This window comes from Methanoregula formicica SMSP (assembly GCF_000327485.1).
Taxonomy (GTDB): Archaea; Halobacteriota; Methanomicrobia; order Methanomicrobiales; family Methanospirillaceae; genus Methanoregula; species Methanoregula formicica.
In genome coordinates, this window is sequence record NC_019943.1 from 1,404,716 (window position 1) to 1,429,012 (window position 24,297).

Here is a 24,297-nt window from a genome sequence, read left to right on the forward strand (position 1 = left end):
TGCCATGCCGCCCGAGCTGAATTTCGGCTGGACCACCCCCATTGGCGAAGTGGTCCTCGGTGCAACGAATGCTGATGGCGGGACGCGGAGGGTCTCGTACCGTATCGGCGGGGGAACAACCCTCCCGTTCCTTGAAGGCCAGCCCTCCACACCCGCCCCGCTCATTGCTTTTGAGATCTGCGACAACCCCTCCTTCTGGTCGCCCATTGTGAAAGAGTATTGCGGTGACGTGACGAGCAACGTGAACGAATGGGCAAAGAAAGCGGATGCAGACTATGGCGCCGACCTTGTCCGCCTCCACCTGACCAGCACGAAGCAGAGGAACTTCTCAGACGTTGCGTCTCTTGGCCCTGTTGTCGAAGGTGTCCTGTTGGCAACCAGTCTCCCGGTCATCATCGAGGGGAGCAACGAGCCGAAGATCGACAGCGAAGTGTACCAGAAATGCGGAGAGGCCGGGCAGGGGGAGCGTCTCCTCCTCGGGACCGCAGAAGCGGGGAAGTACCGCAGCATCGCAGCAGCTGCCCTTGCTTATAACCATTCCATCATCGCCCAGTCTCCCATCGATATCAACCTGGCAAAGCAGCTCAACATTCTCCTCAAGGAGATCGGGGTGCAGCGCGACCACATTGTCATTGATCCGTATACGGGAGCGCTCGGGTATGGCTTCGAGTACTCATACTCTGCCATGGAACGGATACGCTTCTCTGCCCTCAAGGGAGACAGCGACCTTGCCATGCCAATGATCTGCTCCGCGGCCGATACCCTTACCATCAAGGAGGTGCGGGAGGCTGGCGCCGGATTGCAGGACGAGACCGCAATCCAGTGGGAGCTCTTCACCTGCCTTGCGGCCGCAACTGCCGGGGCAGAGATCCTCTGCGTCCGTCACCCCGGAACCATCGCGCCCTTACGGAAGGCACTTGCCGGCATGAAACAACCGGCACACTCCGCGGGGGTGCCGTGAGATGGCCCTCAAGGCACTCGATATCTACAAGCTCCTTCCCAAGAAGAACTGCAAGGAGTGTGGGGATCCGACCTGTCTCACGTTCGCCATGAAACTTGCCGGCGGGAAAGCAGACCTCGACCTCTGCCCGTACCTGAGTGACGAGGCAAAGTCCGTGCTTGGCGCAACAACCCGCCCGCCGATCCGTCTCGTCAAGATCGGTGTCGGTACAAGGAACTTCAAGGTCGGGGAAGAGACCGTCCTGTACCGCCACGAGAAGACCTTCTACCACCCCCCGGGCATTGTCTTCCGTGTCACCGATACGATGCAGGCTGACGAGATCGTTGCCGTTACGCGGAGGGTGCGGGACGAGACGCTCACCCGCGTGGGTGCTGACCTCCGGTTCAATGGTATCGCTATTGAGAATGTGAGTGGTTCGGCAGAGACATTTGCCCGGGCCGTGGAAACGGTGGAAAAGGTCGAAGCCCACCTGCCGCCCGTCCTCATCTCGAAAGACACAGCAGCCCTGAAAGCAGCGCTGGTCTATTGTGGCACCTACCGCCCCCTCCTCCATGCAGCAACGCAGGAAAATGTAAAGGAGATGTGCGCCCTTGCTAAACAGCACGGCTGCCCGCTTGTCGTGAGATCCGGCAGCCTCGATGGCCTTGTAAACCTGGTGAAGACCTGCACAGCCGATGGCGTGCCTGACCTTGTCCTTGACCTTGCGCCCGGAACTTTCGGTGACTTTATCCGGCGTTCCACGGCTGTCCGCCAGCTCGCCATCACCCGTGCAGTCCCGGATCTCGGGTATCCGGTGTACCTCAATGCAGCAGAGACCGGCCAGCAGGATGCAGCCGTTGCATTAGGAATTGTCAAATACGGGTCCGTCATCGTTACCGATCCCCTCCCGGTCGGGTCCGCAAAAGCTGCCCTTACCCTCCGGCAGAACATCTATACCGATCCCCAGAAACCCATCCAGATGAACCCGGGAATCTACCGCGTAGGCTCGCCGGATAAGGACTCACCCGTCCTGATGACCGTGAACTTCTCACTCACGTTCTTCACGCTCCAGGGATACCTCGAATCTGCCCGCGTCCCCTGCTTCATGCTGATCGTGGATACGGAGGGGCTCTCGGTCCTGACTGCCGTAGCAGCAGGAAAACTCTCGGAGATGCTTGTCCGCGACTCAATCAAAAAGTTCGGGCTTGAGAACGAGGTCTCCCACCGGAAGCTGATCATCCCCGGGTATGCATCGCCTCTTTCCGGAAGAATAGAAGATGCAACCGGCTGGAAGGTCCTTGTCGGTCCCCGTGATGCAGCGGAGATCGGGGAGTACCTGCACGAGGAGTGGAAAAAATAGATGCGGACCGTTACCTTCCTCCCCAGTTACCGCAAGATCGATGTCCCCCGGGGGACGACCGTACTGGATGCCGCGCAGCGGGCCGGCCTCTCCATGAACGTTGTCTGCGGCGGCCAGGGCAAGTGCGGCAAATGCATCGTATACATTCAGTCGGGACGCGCAGAGTTCGACCGGCAGAAATTCGGCAGGTTCTTTTCTGACGCCGAGCTGCAGAAAGGCGCCTGCCTTGCCTGCGAGACGATTGTCCAGGGTGACCTCCATGTCCTCGTTCCCGAGAGCACCCTCATCCAGGAGCAGAAGATCCTTGTCGAGGGGCTTGACCACGAGATCGAGTTCCGCCCGTCGGTCAGGAAATATTATGTCGAGCTCCAGCCGCCGAGTCTTGCCGACCCGTCGCCTGACCTATCCCGCCTTCTCTGGGGCATCCAGAAGAGCGGCGGGCCGGTGGCGGAGAAGATGTACGCTCCGCTTGAGGTGCTCCGCGAGATCCCCTCCATCCTGCGTCACAGTGACTGGAAGGTGACGGCAACCATCGGCCTCGTTCCCGGGGGGTACCGGGTCATTGATCTCCAGGAGAACGATACCTCGAAGAGGGCCTATGGCGCTGCCGTGGACCTGGGCTCGACAACCGTTGTCGTTTATCTCTGGGACCTGGTAACCGGGAAAGTCGTCGGGGTGGCCTCGAATTACAACAAGCAGATCAGCTGTGGTGAGGACATTCTGGCCCGGGTCAACTTTGCCCGGAAGAACGGCCTTACCAAGCTCCAGGCACTTGCAGCCGAGAGTATCAACCAGGCCCTCACCACCGCATCGAACTCTGCCGGGATCGACCGCGAGGACATCTATGATGTAGTTGTTGCCGGAAACACCGTCATGACTCACATGCTCCTCGAGATCGACCCGGCCTACATGATCGCCGAGCCGTATGTCCCGGTTGTCCGGAGGGCGCTCTCGATCGCTGCCCACCGTCTCGGCATCAACTGCAACCCGAACGGCGGCGTCTTTGCATTTCCGGCGGTCAGCGATTTCATCGGGGGCGACATCATTGCCGACATCCTTGCCTGCGGCATGGGAGAGCGCGATGAGATCTCGCTCCTCGTGGACATTGGCACGAATTTCGAAGTTGTGCTCGGGAACAGGGAGTGGATGTTCTCCTGTGCCGGCGCGGCCGGCCCGGCCCTGGAAGGGGGCGAGGTGCTCTTTGGCATGCGGGCCAACCCCGGGGCAATTGAGAAGATCACCATTGACCCGGTCACGCTCGACCCGGAGTACTCGACCATCAACGGGATCAAACCCCGGGGGGTCTGCGGCTCGGGGCTCATTGACCTGCTTGCCGAGCTGCTGGTTGTCTGTGTCATCGACCGGACCGGACGGATTAACACCGAGATCGAACATCCCCGCATCCGGAAAGGAACGCACTTCCCCGAATTTGTCATTGCCTGGGCAAAGGAGACGGATATCGGAAAGGACATCGTGATCACCGAGAACGATATCAAGAACCTGATCATGAGCAAGGCATCAGTCCACGCTGCCTGCGTTACCCTGATGAAGGAAGCGGGGGTGACCCACAAGGACATTTCGACCATCTACTTTGCCGGTGCATTCGGCAACTACCTGGACAAGAAGAACGCTACGATCATCGGCCTGATCCCGGAGATTGACTTAAACGACATCAAAAATATCGGCAACGGGGCGGTCACCGGTGCAAACATTGCACTCATCAACCGCCGGGCCCGAAAGACCCTTGATGATATCGCATACAGGATTGCCTACATCGAGCTGAATGCCGAGAGCTCCTTTATGGACGAGTACACCGGCAGCACCTTCCTCCCGCACACGGACTTCTCGCTCTTCCCGGGAGTCCAGAAACTCCTCGATTCCTGCCGGATCAGGAAGGAGTGATCAGCATGGCAATAATGATACCACCACCCTACTCTCTCGCAACCGGCGTCGGGGGGCTCCCCCACACCGACCCGAAACAGGCCTGCGACGACGTGCTCTCCATCTTTCCGGGTTTCCCCTATATCCCGACGCTGCCAAACCGCGCCCTGCTGGAGGGCATTGTCTTCAATGACTCAGAACAGCTCCCGGGCCGCATCATCCGCGAGGACCGGCTCCTGTTTGACAGCACAAAAGACCAGACCGCGGCAATGGAGAAGGTGTACATGGACTTTGTCGAAGGGAACTTCTCCGGCTACGGGCTCAACAGGGAGTATGCTTCGGCATTCATGGAGATGCTGTCACGGACAGTCCCCTCTGCCTGCGTGCTCAAGTGCCAGGTGACCGGTCCGGTCACGTTCGGCATGCAGGTCGTGGATGCAGACAAACGTCCGATCTATTACGACACCCAGCTTGCCGATGTCCTCTCCAAGATGATCGCGCTCAAGGCCCGCTGGTGCGAGAATGCTATGAGGGAGCAGTGCGGTGCAAAGGAGACGCTCGTTGTTTTGAACGAGCCCTACCTTGCATCGCTCGGCTCTTCGGTTGTCCCGGTTGACAAGGATACCGTGAAAGCAGGATGGGAGGATATCGCCTCGCTCGTCCAGGGCGGGCTCGGTGTCCACTGCTGCTCCAATACGGACTGGGAGTTTGTCATGGAACTCAGCCCCGCAGTCATCTCCCTCGATGCCTATGCAACGGCAAAAGAGTTCCTCCTGTATGCCGACTCGGTTATCACCTTTATGGAGCGGGGCGGAGTCGTAGCATGGGGGATTGTTCCGGCCGAATACAAGATCTTCACTACGGAAACGGTTGACACACTGTATGAGAAGTATCTCGCGATACGTACCCATCTCTGCCAGAGAATGCCGGAAAAGCTCTTTGATGCACAGTCGCTCGTCACCCCCAGCTGCGGGATCCGTTTTGCCGACAGGGACGGTTCGCTTGGCATCATGGGGGCAGCAGCAGAGATCTCCCTCCGGATCCGTGCCGACAAAAACTACCCGCCCTGCTGACATACGGAGAAAGCAGAATGTCGCCACACCCTTTTACGATTGCACTCTCCGGCAAGGGAGGGACCGGCAAGACAACGGTCAGTTCTCTCCTTGTCCGGTTGTTCATCGCCCTGGGCGAGACGCCGGTCCTTGCCGTTGACGCAGACCCGAATGCCAACCTGCATGAAGCACTGGGCGTCTCCGTGAAAGAGACGCTCGGGAGCATGCGGGAGGAGGCGTTCTCACGGAATATCCCGCCCGGCATGAACAGGCACGACTATGTCCGGCTCCGCTTCCGGCAGGCTCTTGTCGAGAGCGAGGGATTCGACCTTGTCGCCATGGGCCGGCCCGAAGGAACCGGCTGCTACTGTTTTGCCAACGACCTCCTGTCGGAATGCATGCAGTCACTTGAACGCGATTACCCGTTCATTGTCATCGACTCTGAGGCAGGCATGGAACACATCAGCCGGGGCACTATCGGAAAACCGGACCTCCTCCTCATTGTCAGCGATCCCGGCGCCCGGGGCCTCCGGACTATCGCCCGCATAAGGGAGATTGCCACCCAGCTCGGCCTTGAGCAGGAGAAGATCCGCGTTGTGTTCAACCAGTACAAAACCGGGGCGGCTTCAATCGATATTGGATCTGAATCGCCCATTGCTATTATTCCGGAAGATCCTGCTGTGGAGAAAGCGGACCTGGCAGCGGAGCCGGTTTCGCTTATTCCGAACAATTCACCGGCGCGGGTTGCTGTGCGGGAACTGGCGGAGAGGATCCGGGAGATGAAGAGGGCGCGGGGTGAGAAATAGCCTCTTGGTTCTGATAGTCTGATACTCCACCGCCATGCTATTTATCAAGATGGTCAAACCGCACTATCAATCCTCTTTTGATATTCAGATGCAAAATTTTTACTCTGAATAATCCCCCTATTCTTGTCGTGATCGCCCCCCTTGTGCCATCCCTGACTCGAAGAATCTTTCAGGTTCTTTTCGTGTCTCACTTCTGAAGAGGTTCGACAAGAGGGATTTTTCAAATCCCTCTGCTTCATTCCTTTGGAATAAAGCACCCCCAAGGGGATGCTAAGGGTTATAAGACCCGAAGCAGAAGAAGAACGCGTTAGCGTTCTTCGACTTGGGGGCGCAGGCGATGTCTCTGGATTACCATTAGAAGAATAATTACAATGATTCGAACAGGTATTTGATGCCGCCGCGGGGCGAGTTGAAAAATCCTCGGGATTTTTCTCCAGACCGCCCTGACTTTGGTCACGGCGGTCTCCCTTCGGGGTGCTTCATTCTGCAAGAATGAAGCAGAGTTTTTAAAAAAATCCTCTCATCGAATCCCGCGGGGATGAGATGGGAGAAGAATGCAAAGCGTTCTTCGACTGTGGCGGCCATTTATCACAAAAGGGGGTATGGGGGCATCAGCCCCCATCATTCAAATAATGTTTTCAACGGAGAAAAAATACAAAAATCAAAGAAACACCGCGACCGCGATCGTCGTTGTCCACAACCCGTTCTTGTCCCCTTCTGCGGACTGGCAGATGTGCTTGGTCTTGATGATCTTGCCACTGGCCTTGTAGGTCTGCTCGCGTTCCGACCACGCGGCATTGACGTCGAACTCGATGCCGAGCGTTGTAGCGAGCATGGTTGCCGCAAGGTCCTCGGCATATTCCCCGGTCTTCTTCTCGGTCTCGCCATAGGCATGATGTTCCGACAGGTACCCGTATTCGGCAGTATCGCTCGGGAGGGCGAGCCCGATGGCGGAGGAGACGAGCCGGTTGGGCTCATTGGTGTCGTTCCGGGCCATGACGCAGAAGGTCATTGCGCCAGGCTCGAGTTTTTTGAGCCCGGCCGAGCGCGAGACCTGCCTGCACTTCGGGGGGAAGATGCTCGACACATAGACAAGATTGCATTTTTCAATGCCGGCCTTCCGCAGTGCAAGCTCGAACGAGGCAAGACGATCTTTATGGACACCTACGCCTTTGGTGAAAAAGATCTCTTTCGGAACATACATAGCTTTTATTGGGGTCATCCGTTTTTTTAAGTTATTGGTGGTGACAGGGAAAAAGGCGGAAATTCAAAGAATGGATCTCCAGAAATGGTTTTTCTCGCATGAAAAACTGCAGACTTGAGAAATATTTTTCAAAAAATCAGGCCTGGTTAATCCTCTTGAGAATTTCCGGGAGTTCGCTCATGGAATCGATCACATAATCCGCGCCATGCTCCTGCCGGTCCGCGGAGAACCGGTCACCGTACCGTGCATAGACCGTCCGGATCCCCAGCCGGGTGCAGGGCTCGATATCGCGGCGGATGCTGTCGCCAATGAGGAGCACATCCGACGGGGAAGCCTGCATCATCTCAAGCGCAGTAAGGAACGGGCCGGGACCCGGTTTTTTCTCCTGTACAAGATCGAACGAGACAAGGCTCGTGAAGTAGCGGAGCATGCCGGCCTTCTCCAGCCGCAGGGTCGCATCGCGGGAATGCGCATCCGTCACGATACACATCGGGTATCCCTCATCCGAGAGGTTCTCCAGGGTTTCCACAACACCGGGATACGGGTGGATGGCCTTCAGTTTCACTGATTCGTACACCCGGCAGGCCGCATCAAACGTCCCGTCCAGCGGGATCCGGCGGTCCTCCATGTACTGCCGGATATTGCCATGCGATTCAAAGCCATGCACCGGCTGGAGGAAGTACGAGAAGAGCTCGTCCCCGTCATCATGCCCGAGGAACCGTACCACGGCGTGGCAGGAAGCGACCTGTGCCTCCACGAGGTCAAAGAGCGTATTGTCCATGTCAAACAGGAGTTTCGAGACCATACCGGGCATGCTCATTGTTTCCAGCTTATTGACCGGATTACGTAAAGATGCTATTGATGGTCCCCCGTACCCGTATTGCGCCAGGAGATTATGGGAGTAATCTGTAAATACCACCGGGGATTACTTATGAGATACCTTGAGGAGGGAGCGCATATCGCAGAACCGGTGATGAAACCTGTTGTGACCATCCTGATCGGAGGTGTCCTGATAGCATCCGGCACCGTGTTTGCCTCCACCCTGGCACCGGGAATCGCGATCGTGCTCGGTGTTGGGGGCGTGGCAACCGTTCTTGTCGGAATTGCCATGCTCTTTGGCCTGGCACACCAGAAGACCCGGCCCTGATCTCCTTTTTGCACTGGTTGCCGGGATGCACCTTTAATCCCAAAGACCGCCCATACAGTACTATTTCAGCAGAACCGCCTGCCTATGGATGACATCTATCTTGTGGAGATCCGGCTTGGGAAAACAAAACAACGGATCCGAAAAACAGCATCAGCAATTGCCGGAACTGCCAGGATCACACGGTCTCTTGAACGCCATCCCCACCTCACGCTGTTCGGGCCCATGGAACTGCTTCCGGGCGTTTCCCGCGATCAGATCCTCGACTGCATCGGGTCCATTGCAGCGGGCTTCGATCCCATCCCGTTCACCCTTGACCGGTTCGAGAAACGGGTTGGCATGCACGGCAGTGTCATCGCATTATCTGTCCGGCCATCGGATTCCCTGAAACAACTCACCGCACAGATTGCCCGGGCCCTTACACCCCTGACAAGAAGCCACAATGCCTGGGACGGCCACCCGGAACAGAAATGGTATCACGTCACTGTGGCAAACCACCTGCGGGAACAGACCGCTGAAAAGATCTTCTCTGCGCTGCTCGAATCAGAGGCCGCAGCTCCGCCACACAACAGGCAGTGGGGATTGTTCTTGTGGATCCGGTCGCTGCTGGAATATTATATCCATGCACGGTTCCGTCCCCCCCACAAACCAGTACTCCTTGATGAGACCGGCCTCCGGATCACGGTCATGAACGGAGACCGGATCCTTGCAGAATATGATCTTCTGGAAAAGTGCTGGATCACCGGTGACCTCCGGCACAACAGTTCCCGCTGGGAGCAGACGCTTGAGCGCTACCGGAGAAATGCCGGTTTTGAACTCACAACCCCCTGCCCGGCCGATCCCGGTGACATCCTCCTGATTGCCGATCTCCACCTCGGCCACGCAAACATCATCCCCTACTGCTCCCGCCCCTTCCGCGCTGGTGATACCGTAACCATGGACCGTGTCCTCATCGGCAACTGGAACGCCCGGTGCACGGAACACACGAAAATCTTCCATATCGGTGATCTCTGCTATGGTCCCCATGCCCGCCCGCCGCAGGAGTACTACACCCTGCTTCGCGGGGACGCTGTCTTCATTTCCGGGAACCATGACAGACCGGACCCGGGTCTGGCCCCGTTCATCTTCATAGAACACGAGGGGATGCAGTTCTGCCTTGTCCATGATCCGGCGGATGCCCCGGAGGACTTCGAAGGATGGGTCATCCATGGCCACCACCACAACAACGATCTCCGGAACTATCCGTTCATCGACGTTGAGCACAAACGGATTAATGTCAGTGCCGAAGTGATCGGGTATGTCCCGGCAAGTCTCTCTGATATCTGCGAGACAATCCGTGATCGCGCAAAGACCGGCATGAACGATCCCGTACTCGTGAATTATCCTTACGTCTCCTGAACCGGGAATGCCCGGTCCGCAATCCTTTTTGCATATCGGCACGGAGTCACCATACAGGGGAAGCCGGTATGCTGTTCCGCCAGGTTGTTTCCGAAGGTCTTGCCCACTATTCGTATCTTATCGCATCCGGCACCGGGGCTGCCGTGATCGATCCACGCCGCGACTGCGACATCTATCTTGAGATAGCACGCAACAACGGCCTCTCCATCCGCCACATTTTCGAGACGCACCGGAACGAAGATTATGTGACCGGGTCAACCGCCCTCAAAGAAGCCTGCGGTGCGGAGATATGGCATGGCAGGCAGATGGATTTTGCCTTCGGCAACCCCGTGCAGGAAGGGGACCGGTTCACGCTCGGGACCCTTGAGATCCTGGTGCTGGAGACGCCCGGCCACACGGAAGAGAGCATCTCGCTTGTTGTCCGGGACCTTGCGGTCTCGCCCGACCCGTTCATGGTCTTTTGCGGCGACACGCTCTTTGCCGGCGAGATAGGCCGTACCGATTTCTATGGCCTGTCACGAAATGCGGAGATGGCACAAAAGATCTTTGATTCCATTACCACAAAGATCCTGACACTCGGCGATGGTGTCATCATCTGCCCGGCCCATGGCCCCGGCTCCATCTGCGGAGGCGCTATTGCTGAACACCCGTTAACGACCGCAGGGTATGAACGGTTGTCCAATCCACGGCTGAAGATGGGCCGCGATGCGTTCATTGCACATCGTGTTACCGAATCGCCGTACACCCCCCGATACTTCCGGCGCATGGAGGCCTGGAACCGCAACGGGCCGCCCCGCGCCCCTGCCGATTATTACCCGCGCCCGCTCTCTGTCGGTGCCCTCGAAACCGCACTACGGGATGGCTGCCAGGTTGTCGACATACGGTCCCCGACCTCATTTGCCGGCGGCCATATCAGAGGAAGCATCTCGCTCTGGCGGCGCGGAATATCGGGTTTTGCCGGTTTTGTCCTCGAATACGAGAATCCAATTGCCCTTGTCGATGATTTTAATACCGGCCTTGAAGAAGTTTCACGCCAGTTCATCCGCATGGGATATGACACCATCGCGGGGACCCTCTCCGGGGGTTTTGGTTCCTGGGCATCTGCCGGAAAAGAGATCGCCATGCTCCCGTCATGCACCGCCCCGCACCTTGCGGAACGACTGAACCGCGAGCCGGCATTCCTGCTGGATGTCCGTCACGGGGATACGTGGCGTTCCTCCATGCATATTCCGGGGGCGCATCATATCTATGTCGGCGAGATTTTGCAGCACCTTGACGAGATCCCAAAGGACAGGCCGGTCATCACGTATTGCGATGCGGGATTCAAAGGGAGCCTTGCAGCCAGCCTCCTCTCCCGTAACGGGTATAACAATGTCACCAACCTGCTGGGTGGCATGGCTGCATGGACCCGGGCAGGGTTTGAGACCGTCCCCTGATCCCGTTTCTTTTCCCTGACGCCATTTGAAAAGGTTTATCGTCTCCTGTTAGGAATGAGGTTTGGGAACCTATGGAAATCATAAAAATCCCCCGGATGGACAAGGCAGAATATGACCGGTTGATCGAGAAGGGGTATGTCTGCCGCATCGCATTCTTGGGAGAGAAATACCCGTACATTGCACCGTTCCTCTATGTCTTCGATGGATCGTTCCTCTACTTCCTCTCGACTAAATACGGCAAAAAACTCGATTATTTCCGCAAAAGCCCATATGTCTCGGTCGAGATCGAGAAATACACAAAAGACCTCTCCATGTACACGTTCGTCACGCTCCAGGGATACCTGGAAGAGGTGGATGACTCTATCGAGAAGAAACTGATCCGGGAGAAGTTCGTTGACCTGATCGTGGACCGCAACCTCTCGTGCAATATCCTTGCCGCCCTCGGCCATTCCCCGATGGATGCCCCGGTTGCGATTGCCGAGGAAGAGCGTTCTCTTGTCTGGAAACTCGCCGGCGTTAAAGATATCGTCTCGCTGAAGAATCTCTGATTACCTGTTTTTTGCCCCGCGCTCCAGTTCCGCTGCCAGCAGGCCGGGATCCGTAATGGGAAGGGAGCATGTTGACCCCGAACAGAGATATGCCGCCGGCGTGTTCCGGTCAGCGAGGATATTCCGGGTGAAGGGAGTTAAGGCTTCAAGAGCCGCAATGGTGTCCGGGTCAGAGGCCGGCTTGTGGATCACCGTGCAGTGGGGGAGATACCGGGAACGGACGGCAGCGAGAAATTCCTGGACAGCCGGAGATCCGCTGTCACCGGCAATCACGATATCCTGCGATGGCCCGACAGCCCGTTCGATGGCGCAGAGGAACCAGCAGAATGCAGACGGCGATTCACGCACGCGCCCGGCAAAGGACCGGGCAAGCGCTGCGGCAAGATCCTCGTGTTCCGTGGTTCCGGTAAGCCGCGAGAGCCGGAGGAGGACTTCGCAGGCAACAGAGTTTGCCGATGGCACAGCCCCGTCATAGATTACCTTGTCCCGGACAAGAAGCGCCTCTGCGTCACCGGCTGTGAAAAAGAATCCCCCGTTCTCCCGGTCAAGGAAATGATCCCGGAATGTTTTCATGATTGCAAGCGCTTCGGCAAGGTAGCGGGGATCGAACGTGCATTCGTACAGTTCGATCAGCGCAAGGCCCAGAAACGCATAATCGTCAGCAAACCCCGGGATTGCACGCTCGCCGTCACGGTACCGGTGATACAGCCTGCCGTCACCCGTGCGCATCCGCGACAGGATACACTCCATCGCGCGTTCCGCTGCCGTTCGGCATTCCCCATTGCCGAAGGCCCGGGCAGCCTTTGCCAGCGCGGCGATCATCAGCCCGTTCCAGTCGAGAAGCACCTTGTCATCACGCCGGGGACGCTCGCGTTTCTCCCGCGCTGCAAAGAGCCGTTCCCGGATGGATGCGATGCGCTCGTCAAGTTCCTCCTGATGAATGCCCGTAACTGACACAAGGGCTTCATCAGTACGGGTGCGGAAAAGGATATTTTCCGCCCCGGTACTTTCAGGCGAGAGAAAATTACCCTCATCCCGAACATTGAACACCCGGCCTGCAATAGCGGCATCGTCCTTCTCCAGGACAGCCTCCAGCTCCCCCATTGTCCAGAGGTAGAAGGCCCCCTCACCCCCACGACTGTCCGCGTCCTCAGCAGAGAAAAACGCCCCTTCCGGATCGGTAAGATCGCGCAGGACATACCGTACCGTTGACATCGCTGTCTCGCGGTAGCGATAGTTCCTTGTTGCCTGGAACGCTTCAGTGTATGCTATCACGAGAAGCGCCTGGTCGTACAGCATCTTCTCAAAGTGCGGGACCCGCCATTGTGCATCGGTCGAGTACCGGTGGAAACCGCCGCCGATGTGATCGTGGATCCCGCCGTCCCGGAATGCGTCCAGTGTTTTTACCACCATGTCGAGGGCGCGTTTCTTCCCCGTCCTCTTCCAGTACCGGAGCAGGAAGAGCAGGGTATGCGGGGTCGGGAACTTCGGGGCACCGGAAAATCCCCCGTATCCGGGATCGAACCGGAGCAGGAGATCCTCGTACCCCTCGTCCAGCAGCGCTGCATCCGGTTCCGGCCCGGCGGGTGCCGCATCCCGCGTCTCAAGGGCCTGGGTGATGGATTCTGCAGACTGGAGGAGTTCTCCCCGCTGTTCCCGCCATGCCTTTGCAATGCGCGGGAGCAGGTCAAGAAGCCCCGGAACGGCAAACCGCCGCTCCTTCGGGAGATAGGTGGCGGCAAAGAACGGCTTTTTTTCCGGTGTCATGACGATCGTCAGCGGCCATCCCCCCTGCCCGGAGAGCATCTGGCAGACCTGCATGTAGGTGCTGTCGATGTCGGGGCGCTCCTCGCGGTCCACCTTGACGGCAATAAAGTCGCGGTTGAGCAGCTCTGCGACCTCCAAATCCTCAAACGACTCGTGCGCCATCACGTGGCACCAGTGACAGGTAGCATACCCGATCGAGAGAAAGACCGGCTTGTCCTCGCGTGCCGCACGGAGGAACGCCTCCTCTCCCCACGGAAACCAGTCCACGGGGTTCTCCGCATGCTGGAGGAGGTACGGGCTCTTCTCGCGCGAGAGGCGGTTGCCCTTTTCGCCCGCCCCGCCCGGTTCCTGGTTCTGCATACGCTGACTGGGACATTCCGGGATATCAGCCTTTCAGAAGAGACAAACGCTTCGTGCCGGTATGCTTATCACTCCTTTCACGAGAACTATTCATAAGGTTCCGGTCACCATGGATCCCCTCCCGTTCCTCATTGTCATTGCTTCCGGCATTGCGATCATGTGCATCTCGGTCATGCTCGACAACCTCTGGGCCCAGGTCCTGCCGCTCCGGTTCCTCTACCTTGCCATGCGGGCACCGGGCGTTATTGTCCATGAATGCTGCCACGTGCTCGGCTGCATCCTGACCGGTGCAAAAATCACAAAAGTTGTCCTTCTTTCGCGGGATGGTGGCTCCGTCACGTACACGCGCCCGAAGATCCCGGTGCTTGGCGATGTCATCATCAGCTCTGCGCCACTCTTCGGCATCCCGCTGGTGCTGTCCGGGCTCACCATGCTCTTTTCTGAATACCTTGGCTGCGTCTTCCCGTCATTTCCGTCAGCCATCGATTCCGCCGGCACGCTGCATGCCCTCGCGGTCTCCGTGATCAGTGTCTTTGACGCCAACCTCGTCTCCGCGTTCCACCCGTGGTTCCTGCTCTACCTGTACCTGACAACGAGTCTTGTCCTCTCCATGGCCCCGAGTTCGCAGGATCTCCGGAACGCAGCTTTCGGGATCGCGCTGGTTGCGGTACTGGGCATCGTCATCATCCACTCCGGGATCCCATGGGCAGTCGACATCCTCTGGAAGGTGACGAGCGTCGCCGGCATGGGCTTTACGCTCGGGCTTGCCTTCGGGCTCATCGCGCTTGTGCTCTCGCTTCCCCTGTTCCTCTGGTACGTATATATCAGCCGGCCGCTGGTCCGCTGAAGATCGATCAGATCGGTATTAATTGATCCGGAGGGGTACCTATCTGCACTCATGGTGCGCGAGCCCGGACCCGAGAACAAGGCCGAGAATGGCAATGGTGCGCGGCTGACCCCGGTCATGCAGCAGTACCACGAGATGAAGGAGCAGCATCCCGATACCATCCTGTTTTTCCGGATCGGGGATTTCTACGAGACCTTCAACGATGATGCAAAACTGGTTTCGCGCGAACTGGATATTGTCCTGACCTCCCGGTCAAAGAGCGGGGATAACCCGATCCCGCTCGCGGGTGTCCCGTACCATGCAGCGGAAGGATATATTGCAAAACTGATCGCCAAAGGGTACCGCGTAGCAGTCTGCGAACAGGTCGGTGATCCGAAAACCACAAAGGGGGTCGTGAAACGCGAGATCGCCCGCGTCATCACACCGGGCACCGTGATAGACCCGGCCCTTGTCCCGTCAACCGCTGCCACGTACCTGATGGCCGCCCTCCCGGATGCAAAACAAAAAGAGTGGGGCATCTCGCTCCTCGACATTTCGACAGGAGAGTTCTTCGCTGCCATTGTCCCCCATGATCCCATCCTTGAATCCCTGGGATCGGAGATCGCCCGGTACCGGCCCGCGGAGTGCATCGTCCCGGCAAACCTTCCAGACACGTTCCGCGATCGTATCCGCGATGCGGGCGTCATCGTGAATGCCTGCCGGGACGAGCTCTTCACCTGCGACCGGGCGGAAAAACTTCTCTGCGGGCACTTCGGTACCGCATCCCTTGGAGGATTCGGGTTCGAGAGCCGGTCCTGTGCCACCGGCGCGGCCGGTGCTGCCCTTGCCTATGCGCTGGAGACACAGCATGCCCCGCTGACCCACATCCGTGCCCTCTCGCTCCGGAACTCCTCCGAATCGCTGGTGCTGGACGCCGTCACGCTCCGGAACCTCGAGGTGCGGGAGAGTATCCGGGGAGGAAAAGGCGCAACGCTCCTCTCCTCGCTCGATTTGACAAAGACTCCGATGGGAAGCCGGCTCCTGGACCGGTACCTCTCCCGCCCGCTTACGGACATTGCCGAGATCAACCGGCGCCTGGACGCAGTGGAGTTCCTGGCCGGCAGGACTGCAGCACGGATCGCGTTCCGCGACAGCCTGAAGGCCTGTGCCGATATCGAGCGCATTGCAGCCCGGATCGCGTACGGGAACGCCGGGCCCCGCGATCTGGTTGCGCTGGCAGACACTCTTGAAACCCTGCCGGCGCTGAAACAGTGCTTTTCCACCCCCAAAGAAAATGTACCGGCTCTCGCAGCAGAAGCGATCAACGCCATTCACAACCTCCCTGAGATAATCGCGCTCATCCGGAACGCCATTGCCGACGATCCGCCCGCAGTTGCCCGGAATGGCGGGATCATCCGGCCCGGATACAGCGGGGAGCTCGACAGCATCCGCGGCGTGCTGCACTCCGGGAAGGACTGGATCGTTAAACTCCAGGAGAAGGAGCGCGAGGCCACCGGCATCAGATCCCTCAAAGTGGGGTACAACCGGATCTTCGGGTATTACATTGACGTGACAAAACCCAACCTTTCGCTTGTCCCGCCCCGGTACGAGCGCAAGCAGACCACAGCCACGGGCGAGCGGTATACAATCCCCGAGCTGCGCGAGAAAGAGACCCTCATCACCAACGCCGACGAGCGCGTACTCTCCCTGGAACGCGAACTCTACGTGCAGCTCCTCGGGATCCTCAAAAAGGATATCCCGGCCATCCAGGAAACCGCGAACGCCATCGCAGTCCTCGATGTTGCCGCCGCCCTTGCCGAATCAGCGCAGGTACGGAACTACGTGCGCCCGCAGCTGGACGAGAGCGACGATGTCGTCATCCGCGACGGCAGGCACCCGGTGGTGGAGCAGGGAGTATCCGGCGGCTTTGTCCCGAACGATACCGAACTCTCCGGCAGCGGGACGCAGATCATGATCATCACCGGCGCCAACATGGCCGGTAAGTCTACCTACATGCGGGCTGCCGCGCTCATCTGCATCATGGCGCAGGCCGGCAGTTTTGTCCCGGCCCGGCACGCCCGGATCGGCATCCTCGACCGGATCTTCACGAGAGTGGGTGCATTCGATGACCTTGCAAGCGGCCAGAGCACCTTCTTTGTCGAGATGCTGGAGCTGGCAAACATCCTCAATAACGTCACCCCAAAGAGCCTCGTGATCCTGGACGAGATCGGCAGGGGCACGAGCACGGCGGACGGCTCCTCGATTGCCCGGGCCGTACTCGAGTTCCTGCACGGGAAAGGCAGTGCAGGGCCAAAGACCCTCTTTGCCACGCACTTCCACGAGCTCATCGGCATGGAAGAGAAGCTCAAACGTGTAAAGAACTATCACTTCGCCGTCAGGGAGACAAAAGACGAGGTGGTCTTCCTCCGGAAGATCATCCCCGGCGCAACCGACAAAAGCTACGGTATCCATGTTGCACGGCTGGCCGGTATCCCGAAAAAAGTCACCGAGCGTGCCGAGGCACTCCTTGACGAGGACCTGAACGCACCGGTGAAAAACGGGTCACGCCCGCAGCGGTACACCCAGATCCTCCTTGTCGATGACAAAGCAGAAACCCCGGCCCCTGCAAAGAACCCGGTGCTGGATGAACTTGAGGCCATCAACCCGGATGAGATGACCCCCCTCCAGGCACTCGCAACGATTGCGGAACTGAAGCGGAAACTAAAAAGGGATGGCGGGAACCCATGAAGCAAGGCAGCAGCCCCACGATTATCCGCGTGCTCGACCAGGCAACGGTCAACAAGATTGCCGCGGGCGAAGTCGTGGAGCGCCCGGCCTCGCTTGTCAAGGAACTGGTCGAGAACTCCATTGATGCCGGTGCAGATTCAGTCAGGATCGAGATCATTGCATCAAAGAACGAGATCACATCCATCAGGATAACCGATGATGGTTGCGGCATGGTCCCTGAGGACGCCCTGCTCGCGTTCACACCCCATGCAACAAGCAAGATCACGGAAATCCGCGACCTTGACACGATCCGCACGCTCGGTTTCCGCGGGGAGGCACTCGCAAGCATCGCGGCGGTTGCCCGGGTAACGCTCATCACGAGGCCGCGTGACGATGAACTCGCTGCCGGGACACGGATCGTCATTGCCGGCGGTGAAATCCTGGAGAACAGTGCCATTGGCGCACCGGGCGGTACGACAGTCCTGGTCGAGGATCTCTTCTACAATACGCCGGCCCGGAAAAAATTCCAGAAGAGCAGGGCAACCGAGCTTGCGCACATCATCGGGATGCTCGAAGGGATCATCCTCGCCCACCCGACCATCGCGTTCCGGCTCACCTACAATGGAACGGAGCAGGTCGTCACCGGCCGGAACGCAACCCGTCTCGACACCATCGCCCGGATCTATGGGGCAGCCACAGCCCGCGATCTTGTGCCAGTCTCCACGACAGCACCGCTTGTTGCCATTGCAGGACACATCTCCCGTCCCTCTCTTTCAAGGAAAGACCGGGACCGGATTATCCTCTCCATCAACGGCAGGTATGTCTCCTCCCCTGCCATCACCAATGCCATCAAGGAAGGGTATGGAACTCTCCTTCCCAAAGACCGGTTCCCGGTCGCGTTCCTCTCGCTTGATATCGACACGGCCCTGGTGGATGTCAATGTCCACCCGACCAAGAAACTCGTCCGCATCTCGCGGGAACCGGAGATTGCAGGCGCTGTCCGCGATGCAATAAAAAAGACCCTTGCGGGCCATGACCTTATTCCGGATATCCGGCCTACTACAGCGCCACAACCCATTGTTGCTGATGCTCCTGCTGCAATGGCTGCACTGTCCCGTTCGTTCCCCTACCAGTTTCCCGAGACAAAACCTCCGGTTGTCAGCGAACCGACTCATTCCGGGGTCACTGACTCCGACCGACGGCTCCGCCACACCGAGCTCGCACCTGCTGGGCCTGCACCCGCAGCAACCCTCCCGCCCCTCCGGGTCATCGGGGAGTTCGGCGGCATCTATATCCTTGCAACAAACGCATCGGGGGAACTCCTGATCATCGACCAGCACGCAGCGCATGAACGGATCCTGTACGAGCTGGCAGGACAACAGGACGGCAGTGGAAAACGCGTGCAGGAACTGATCGCGCCGGTCATCCTCCACCGCACCCCGCGCGAGAGTGCCGTACTCGCTGAACTCCTGCCTGCACTCCGGAACGAAGGATTCCAGATCGAGGAGTTCGGCAAAGACACCTTCCTTGTCCGCACCGTCCCCATCGTCCTCGGAAAACTGGAGGACACGTCCCTGCTTGAAGATATCATCAGCGATCTTGTCAGCACCGATCGCGGAGAGCGGGTCGACAACCGCGAAAGGATTACCCGCATTGTCGCATGCCGCGGGGCCATCAAGGCCGGCACCGTCTGCACTCCCGAACAATGCCAGCGTGTCGCTGACCAGCTCCGGTTCACGAAGAACCCATTCACCTGCCCGCATGGCCGGCCCACGATTATCCGGTTCACGCGGGAGCAGCTGGACGGGATGTTTAAGCGATCATGAAGGTGAGGGATAAGTTGCTTCATGTTAATTAGCAGAGCTGAATATTTTGTAAAAATTTTCAACCTGAAAATTTCTTTTTCAGATCGCCCCTCCCTCTTGTGCCACATTTCCGGATTAAATCTGCGAAGGTTTTCTTTTCAGATTGCATCCACGATCCGGATATCATCAACGGAACCCCCCGCCCATTTTTCTGCCTGCCTGTGGCGGCATAAAAATGGGAAGGGGGGACTGGGGGGCAATCACTCGCAATTGATTTCAAAAATGATTACTCTGAATTTGCCCGCACCTCAACGATTATCAGCACATTCGATCCACAAAACAGAGAGACCGTTTCAGCCATGCCCTCGACCCAGCAGCGCCTCACCGGCCCCGGCCCTCTTTTCACACAGGAGGATATTCCCGCGTTCCAGGATCTCGTCCTCTCGCGGTACCGTTCCTCCGGCCGGAAATTCCCCTGGCGCGAGACAACCGACCCCTACGCAATCTTCGTCTCCGAGATCATGCTCCAGCAGACGCAGGTTGGCAGGGTTGCCGAGAAATTCCCGCAGTTCATGGCAGCGTTCCCGGACTTTTCCGCTCTTGCGACAGCCCCGCTCGCTGATCTCCTTTCTCAGTGGCAGGGAATGGGATATAACCGCAGGGCCATCGCGCTCCAGAAATGTGCCCGCAGGGTTATGGAAGAATTCCATGGGGTGTTGCCAAATGACCCGGAAATCCTGGCAACGTTTCCGGGTATCGGCAAAGCCACCGCATCCTCCATCTGCGCCTTTGCCTTCAACCGGCCCGTCGTTTTTATCGAAACGAACATCCGGCGCATCTTCATCCACTGTTTCTTCCCGGACAATGACATTATTGACGACAGCACAATCCGGCCACTGGTGGAAGCTGCCCTGTACCGCGAGAATCCCCGCGAATGGTACAATGCACTCATGGACTATGGTACGGAACTCAAAAAGGCTGTCCCGAATCCTAACCGGCGGAGCGTTCACTACTCCCGCCAGCCTGCCTTCGAAGGCTCCGACCGGAAGATCCGCGGGGAGATCGTAAGGCAGCTCCTGTCGGGAAAGAAACTGACAGAAAAGGCGCTTGTCAGCCAGGTTGGCGGGGACCCGGACCGGGTGGGGCGGATCCTCGGGGCACTTGAAGCTGAGGGTTTCATCAAAAGATACGGAAGATCTTTTTCCATTGCGGACAAGACTGCGTGACGGTTTTACTGGAGACCTTTCGTAAACCGGGTGATTGTCACCAGCAAATAGTTGATAATGCGCAGGTTCCCATACACCGGTACGATACGAGGAATCTGCCATGCCCGACCCAAATCCCATTCCCGATGATGTGAAATGGCGGCTTGCCGCGGAATTCTCGGCAAAGCTGCCCTTCCTGTACGACCGTGCCTTCCGTGCAGAACTGGGCGACCGGTACGACGAGATCGAGCAGGAGGTCTGGATGGAAGCGGCCGCATCTGCGTTCGAGATCGCAAAGATCCTGTCCCTCCCGGTGGGAACAGCAAAGGATGTCGCAGAGACCATGCGCACCGTCATGGTCATTCTCTTTGGCCCGGAGTTCAAAAGCGAGACGCTGGAAGTCTCAAAAGACGGCGCTGTCATTGTTATCCGGCGGTGTCCGTTCCTCTCCGGGAAAATCGATGCCGACAGCACCGGGGGGCATGCGTTCCGCAAGTGCATGGCCTTCACCCTGACAGCGGTCCCCCGGCTCAACAACGGCTTCTCGGCACGGTTCGTCCGGACCATGTGCACCGGAGACCGGCAGTGCGAGATCAAGGTGGGAAAAAGCGAGCCGGCCGCTACCGGCAGAGCGGCAAAAAAGTGAGCCGGATTATTTCAGGTAATAGCCGACGGCCATGAAGATCAGGCCGCAGTAGAACATGATCGCGTACGGCCATGTGAAGCCGAGGTCGATCGTGTCGAGCCGCTTTAAGTCCTGGATCGCGATCAGCACAAAACCGGTTACGAAGAATGCGATACTGATCTGGGTCCTTGTTGCCTTGTCCATGGTTATTCTTCCCTGAAGTACGTGGATCGGGCCACAAAAAAAGGTTTGCCGTTTAGAAATTCCCGATCACGAGCGAGTACAGGTCCGCGGTTGTCACGGGCGGTTCTGCGATCGGCCCGACTGTGATCTTCTCGTCCGGGTACCCGAGGTTTTCGCAGACTGCGACCTGCAGGGGCAGCCCGAGCCGCTGGAGCCGGGCATAGAGTTCCTCATCATCGAACTTCGGGTCGGCAAGGAGAAACACTATCTTTCCTCGTTTCACCTCTTCGAGCGTATCGGCCATGCCCTTCTCGTGCCCGCGCCCGTGGGCAACGACTACCGCGACACGGGATTGAGGAATGTGCAAGCGGGCGGTGGCGATCTGGAGCGAGGAGATCCCGGGAATTACTTCTCCCTGCAGGTACCCGAGACCGGCGAGCATCGGGTCACCGGTTGAGAGGATCACCGAGTCCTGCGGAAGGCGGGAGAGGGCCTTGAAATCATCGATGGACTTGACGCGGCACGAGGCAGAGAGGAACGGCCGGGCAAGCTCGATGGCCCGGTCCGAGCCGTACACGTTCCGTGCAGCACGGAGTTCCTTGATTGCCAGTTCCGTAAGCAGCCCCGGGCCGCAGCCAACGCCGATGATCTTCATGCACTCTCTCCGATAATCTCACCTTCGCGGTTCACGAGCACCACGCGGATCTGCGGAAACCGTTTTTTGAATGCGGCAAGGTTCTTCTGAACGATCGCGGGGAATGCCGGGGTGACCGAGAGTTCCTCGACCGTTGCCGACCCGGTGCCTTCCAGTACCTGCGGGTTGATGTACCGGAGGATGAGTGCGGGGAGGCCAAAAAGGATCGCCTTATTTCTCACTGCGGCAACCGACCGGTCGATCTTCCCGCCAATCAGGATCACCTCATGTGCCGGGAACATCAGCCGGGCGAACCGGAGTCCGACCCGGCCGGTGGTGAGGACCGGCTCGTCCGCTGCGGCGATCCGCTCGAGCGTGGACTCGGTCAGGTGGTCGTCCCACGGCTCGACCAGGCCCGTTGTACCAAGAATAGAGATCCCGTCCATGACGCCGATGCGGGGATTGAGGGTGATCTTCCCGATCTCCCTGCCTTGCGGGATCGTGAGCCGGATCTCGATACCGAAAAACCCGGCCTCCTTCATTGCTTCCTCGACCGCGATATGAATACAGGCAAGGGCCGGGGGGCTGACTGCAGGCGTGCCGGCCTTGTACCGGGGAGTATCCCGGGCGAACCGGCCGACACCTTCACCGAAGGAGATTATTATCCCCTTGTTCTTCGGCACTGCCTCGGCAACAAAGAGGAGCCCGGCCGTTACATCGCCCGGGTAATCCCCGGGCACTTTCCGGGCAGAACCCTGCCCGCCGGATCCTTCGGCCGGAACGTTGACGGTCAGGCAGCACGGGAGGGCGATGGGGACGGAAGTGAACGGTCTGCCGGCCCGCGAGAGGACCGCTGCCTTGCATGCCGCTGCCGCCGTTGTTCCGGTGGTAAATCCCCGGGTAAGGACCGTGCCCGATGATGTCAGGACTGCAAGGCCGCGTTCAACGAGCGGGAGCTGGCCGGGCCGCTGGCACTTCTCCACCCAGGCTTCAGGATAAACAAAACCGGTAACCGGATCACGCATCCGTTTCCTCGATGAACATCGTGATGCATTCGTTTGCTGCGGCAACCGCGACCGGCGTGCCGCCCCGCGTGCCTTCGGAAGAGATGGACGGGATGTCAATCGTCCGGAGCAGCGCTTTGCTCTCTGCGGCATTGACAAACCCAACCGGGGCTCCGATGATGGCCGCGGGCCGGACGCCTTTCTTCACCATTGCGCAGAGCGAGAGAAGTGCCGAGGGTGCGTTTCCGATCACGACAATGGAGTCCGGCAGCCGGTCCTTCAGCGCGATGAACCCGGCCGAGCTCCTCGTGATCCCCCGCTCCTTTACGATATCGGCACCGAAATCGAGTGCGCAGAGCACCTCGCTCTTGTGTCCCTTCTTCTGGATCCCGATCTGCACCATGCGGATGTCAGTGATGATCGGGGCTCCTTTCTTCAGCGCCGCGATGACGGCGGGGATGGGGTTGTGGCAGAACCGCATCAGATCCGCCATGGCAAAGTCCCCGACCGCGATCGAGCACCGCTGCTTCACGCGGTCCTCGGGCGTCTCGTTGCCGATGGCTTCGCGTGCCAGTGCCCGCGATTTCGTCGAGATCGCGTAGCCTTCCTGCGTGTCGGCCCCGACATCAATATACGTATTTTTTGTGGTACCCGCGTGGCGTGATGATTCCTTTGACATCGTCTCCCCTCCTCCAGATCCTGCTTTCCGCACCGCCGATGATGACCGCCGTGTGCATGTCGATTTTATCCATGATTGTCTCGATCTCGCCGAGCGTTGTCACCCGGGTCGCCTCGTCCTCGCGAAGTGCGTTCCTCACGATCCCGACCGGCGTCTCGGGCTTCAGGTGTTTTCGTGCAAGGCTCACTGCAAGCGCCAGGTTGTGCGGCCTGCCCCGGCTCTTCGGGTTGTAGAGCACGACCGGAATTCCGAGCGTGAAGACCGCATCGAGCCGGGCCTCGATCACCTCAAGCGGCGTTAAGAGGTCCGAGAGGCTGATGACCGCAAAGTCCCCGGAGAGCGGCGAGCCAAGCCGGGACGCTGCTGCGTTTGCCGCCGTGATGCCCGGGACGATCTCAACCGGGATATCGGCCCCGTCATGCTCGAGCACTTCGAGCACGATGCTCGCCATGCCGTACACGCCTGCGTCGCCTCCCGATACGATGGCAACATGATGCGTCCGGGCAAGGTCGATGGCCTGCCGGGCCCGGTCCACCTCTTTTCCCATCGTGCTGCTGATGACCTGCTTGCCTTCCAGCAGCGGGATGAGCGGCTTGAGATAGGTAGAGTGGCCGAGCACGTACTCCGCCTTTGCGATCGCTTTCATCGCACAGGGCGTCATGTAGTCGAGCAGGCCCGGCCCGAGACCGACAATGGCAAGCGATCCTTTCATT

The 24,297-nt window shown here is 58.7% G+C and carries 22 protein-coding genes; 14 read left to right on the forward strand and 8 right to left on the reverse strand.

Annotated elements, in window-relative coordinates; genetic code table 11:
• Window positions 1-4: 4 nt before the first annotated feature.
• From METFOR_RS07170 to METFOR_RS07190, 5 genes are read left to right on the forward strand one after another with little or no spacing between them, the layout of a single operon-like run.
• Complete coding sequence (locus METFOR_RS07170) at window positions 5-961, forward strand: acetyl-CoA decarbonylase/synthase complex subunit delta (RefSeq protein ID WP_015285451.1); 957 nt, start codon at window positions 5-7, stop codon at window positions 959-961.
• A 1-nt stretch (window position 962) separates the two neighbouring features.
• The gene (gene acsC / locus METFOR_RS07175) at window positions 963-2,300 is read left to right on the forward strand and encodes an acetyl-CoA decarbonylase/synthase complex subunit gamma (protein ID WP_015285452.1); all 1,338 of its coding nucleotides are present in this window, start codon (window positions 963-965) and stop codon (window positions 2,298-2,300) included.
• Window positions 2,301-4,202 (forward strand): ASKHA domain-containing protein, encoded by a 1,902-nt coding sequence (locus METFOR_RS07180; protein ID WP_015285453.1) that lies wholly within the window; start codon window positions 2,301-2,303, stop codon window positions 4,200-4,202.
• A 5-nt stretch (window positions 4,203-4,207) separates the two neighbouring features.
• On the forward strand, window positions 4,208-5,254 hold the full coding sequence (locus tag METFOR_RS07185; RefSeq protein WP_015285454.1) for a uroporphyrinogen decarboxylase/cobalamine-independent methonine synthase family protein: 1,047 nt from the start codon (window positions 4,208-4,210) through the stop codon (window positions 5,252-5,254).
• 17 nt (window positions 5,255-5,271) lie between these two features.
• Complete coding sequence (locus tag METFOR_RS07190; protein WP_015285455.1) at window positions 5,272-6,039, forward strand: ATP-binding protein; 768 nt, start codon at window positions 5,272-5,274, stop codon at window positions 6,037-6,039.
• A 661-nt stretch (window positions 6,040-6,700) separates the two neighbouring features.
• On the opposite strand, the gene METFOR_RS07195 is transcribed toward METFOR_RS07190, so the two are convergent.
• Together METFOR_RS07195 and METFOR_RS07200 are read right to left on the reverse strand one after the other, a co-directional pair.
• Window positions 6,701-7,243, reverse strand: coding sequence for a pyruvoyl-dependent arginine decarboxylase (locus tag METFOR_RS07195; RefSeq protein WP_015285456.1), 543 nt, complete (start codon window positions 7,241-7,243; stop codon window positions 6,701-6,703).
• 136 nt (window positions 7,244-7,379) lie between these two features.
• Window positions 7,380-8,063 (reverse strand): HAD family hydrolase, encoded by a 684-nt coding sequence (locus tag METFOR_RS07200; protein ID WP_148277626.1) that lies wholly within the window; start codon window positions 8,061-8,063, stop codon window positions 7,380-7,382.
• Between the two features lie 111 nt (window positions 8,064-8,174).
• On the opposite strand from METFOR_RS07200, the gene METFOR_RS07205 reads away from it, so the two are divergent.
• From METFOR_RS07205 to METFOR_RS07220, 4 genes are all read left to right on the forward strand, one after another.
• A complete protein-coding gene (locus METFOR_RS07205; RefSeq protein WP_015285458.1) occupies window positions 8,175-8,390 on the forward strand; it encodes a hypothetical protein in 216 nt (71 codons plus the stop codon).
• Between the two features lie 84 nt (window positions 8,391-8,474).
• The gene (locus METFOR_RS14540; protein WP_015285459.1) at window positions 8,475-9,785 is read left to right on the forward strand and encodes a 2'-5' RNA ligase family protein; all 1,311 of its coding nucleotides are present in this window, start codon (window positions 8,475-8,477) and stop codon (window positions 9,783-9,785) included.
• A gap of 68 nt (window positions 9,786-9,853) precedes the next feature.
• Window positions 9,854-11,221 (forward strand): MBL fold metallo-hydrolase, encoded by a 1,368-nt coding sequence (locus METFOR_RS07215; protein ID WP_015285460.1) that lies wholly within the window; start codon window positions 9,854-9,856, stop codon window positions 11,219-11,221.
• 71 nt (window positions 11,222-11,292) lie between these two features.
• On the forward strand, window positions 11,293-11,769 hold the full coding sequence (locus METFOR_RS07220; RefSeq protein WP_015285461.1) for a pyridoxamine 5'-phosphate oxidase family protein: 477 nt from the start codon (window positions 11,293-11,295) through the stop codon (window positions 11,767-11,769).
• On the opposite strand, the gene METFOR_RS07225 is transcribed toward METFOR_RS07220, so the two are convergent.
• On the reverse strand, window positions 11,770-13,896 hold the full coding sequence (locus METFOR_RS07225) for a thioredoxin domain-containing protein (protein ID WP_015285462.1): 2,127 nt from the start codon (window positions 13,894-13,896) through the stop codon (window positions 11,770-11,772). It abuts the gene before it with no gap.
• Window positions 13,897-14,005: 109 nt separating this feature from the next.
• Here METFOR_RS07225 and METFOR_RS07230 point away from each other — a divergent pair, with 109 nt between their 5' ends.
• From METFOR_RS07230 to METFOR_RS07250, 5 genes are all read left to right on the forward strand, one after another.
• The gene (locus METFOR_RS07230) at window positions 14,006-14,743 is read left to right on the forward strand and encodes a metalloprotease family protein (protein WP_048110863.1); all 738 of its coding nucleotides are present in this window, start codon (window positions 14,006-14,008) and stop codon (window positions 14,741-14,743) included.
• Between the two features lie 51 nt (window positions 14,744-14,794).
• Window positions 14,795-17,470: a DNA mismatch repair protein MutS gene (gene mutS / locus METFOR_RS07235; protein ID WP_015285464.1), complete on the forward strand. Its 2,676-nt coding sequence runs from the start codon at window positions 14,795-14,797 to the stop codon at window positions 17,468-17,470.
• Window positions 17,467-19,275 carry a DNA mismatch repair endonuclease MutL gene (gene mutL / locus METFOR_RS07240; RefSeq protein ID WP_015285465.1) on the forward strand — a complete coding sequence of 603 codons (1,809 nt, stop codon included), beginning with the start codon at window positions 17,467-17,469 and terminating at the stop codon, window positions 19,273-19,275. Before mutS ends, mutL begins: the two co-directional genes overlap by 4 nt.
• 338 nt (window positions 19,276-19,613) lie before the next feature.
• Window positions 19,614-20,480, forward strand: coding sequence for an HhH-GPD family protein (locus METFOR_RS07245; RefSeq protein WP_015285466.1), 867 nt, complete (start codon window positions 19,614-19,616; stop codon window positions 20,478-20,480).
• Between the two features lie 100 nt (window positions 20,481-20,580).
• A complete protein-coding gene (locus tag METFOR_RS07250) occupies window positions 20,581-21,105 on the forward strand; it encodes a hypothetical protein (RefSeq protein WP_015285467.1) in 525 nt (174 codons plus the stop codon).
• 6 nt (window positions 21,106-21,111) lie between these two features.
• Here the strand turns inward: METFOR_RS07250 and METFOR_RS15805 are convergent, their stop codons facing one another.
• Genes METFOR_RS15805 through cobJ form a run of 5 tightly spaced genes read right to left on the reverse strand, consistent with a single transcriptional unit; the run spans window position 21,112 to window position 24,296 of the window.
• The gene (locus tag METFOR_RS15805; protein WP_015285468.1) at window positions 21,112-21,288 is read right to left on the reverse strand and encodes a hypothetical protein; all 177 of its coding nucleotides are present in this window, start codon (window positions 21,286-21,288) and stop codon (window positions 21,112-21,114) included.
• Window positions 21,289-21,340: 52 nt separating this feature from the next.
• On the reverse strand, window positions 21,341-21,922 hold the full coding sequence (locus METFOR_RS07255) for a cobalt-precorrin-7 (C(5))-methyltransferase (protein WP_015285469.1): 582 nt from the start codon (window positions 21,920-21,922) through the stop codon (window positions 21,341-21,343).
• A complete protein-coding gene (locus METFOR_RS07260) occupies window positions 21,919-22,926 on the reverse strand; it encodes a cobalt-precorrin-5B (C(1))-methyltransferase (protein ID WP_015285470.1) in 1,008 nt (335 codons plus the stop codon). Before METFOR_RS07260 ends, METFOR_RS07255 begins: the two co-directional genes overlap by 4 nt.
• Window positions 22,919-23,584: a precorrin-8X methylmutase gene (locus tag METFOR_RS07265; protein WP_015285471.1), complete on the reverse strand. Its 666-nt coding sequence runs from the start codon at window positions 23,582-23,584 to the stop codon at window positions 22,919-22,921. Before METFOR_RS07265 ends, METFOR_RS07260 begins: the two co-directional genes overlap by 8 nt.
• Window positions 23,532-24,296, reverse strand: coding sequence for a precorrin-3B C(17)-methyltransferase (gene cobJ / locus METFOR_RS07270; protein ID WP_015285472.1), 765 nt, complete (start codon window positions 24,294-24,296; stop codon window positions 23,532-23,534). The genes METFOR_RS07265 and cobJ overlap by 53 nt, the downstream gene beginning before the upstream one ends.
• Window position 24,297 lies beyond the last annotated feature (1 nt).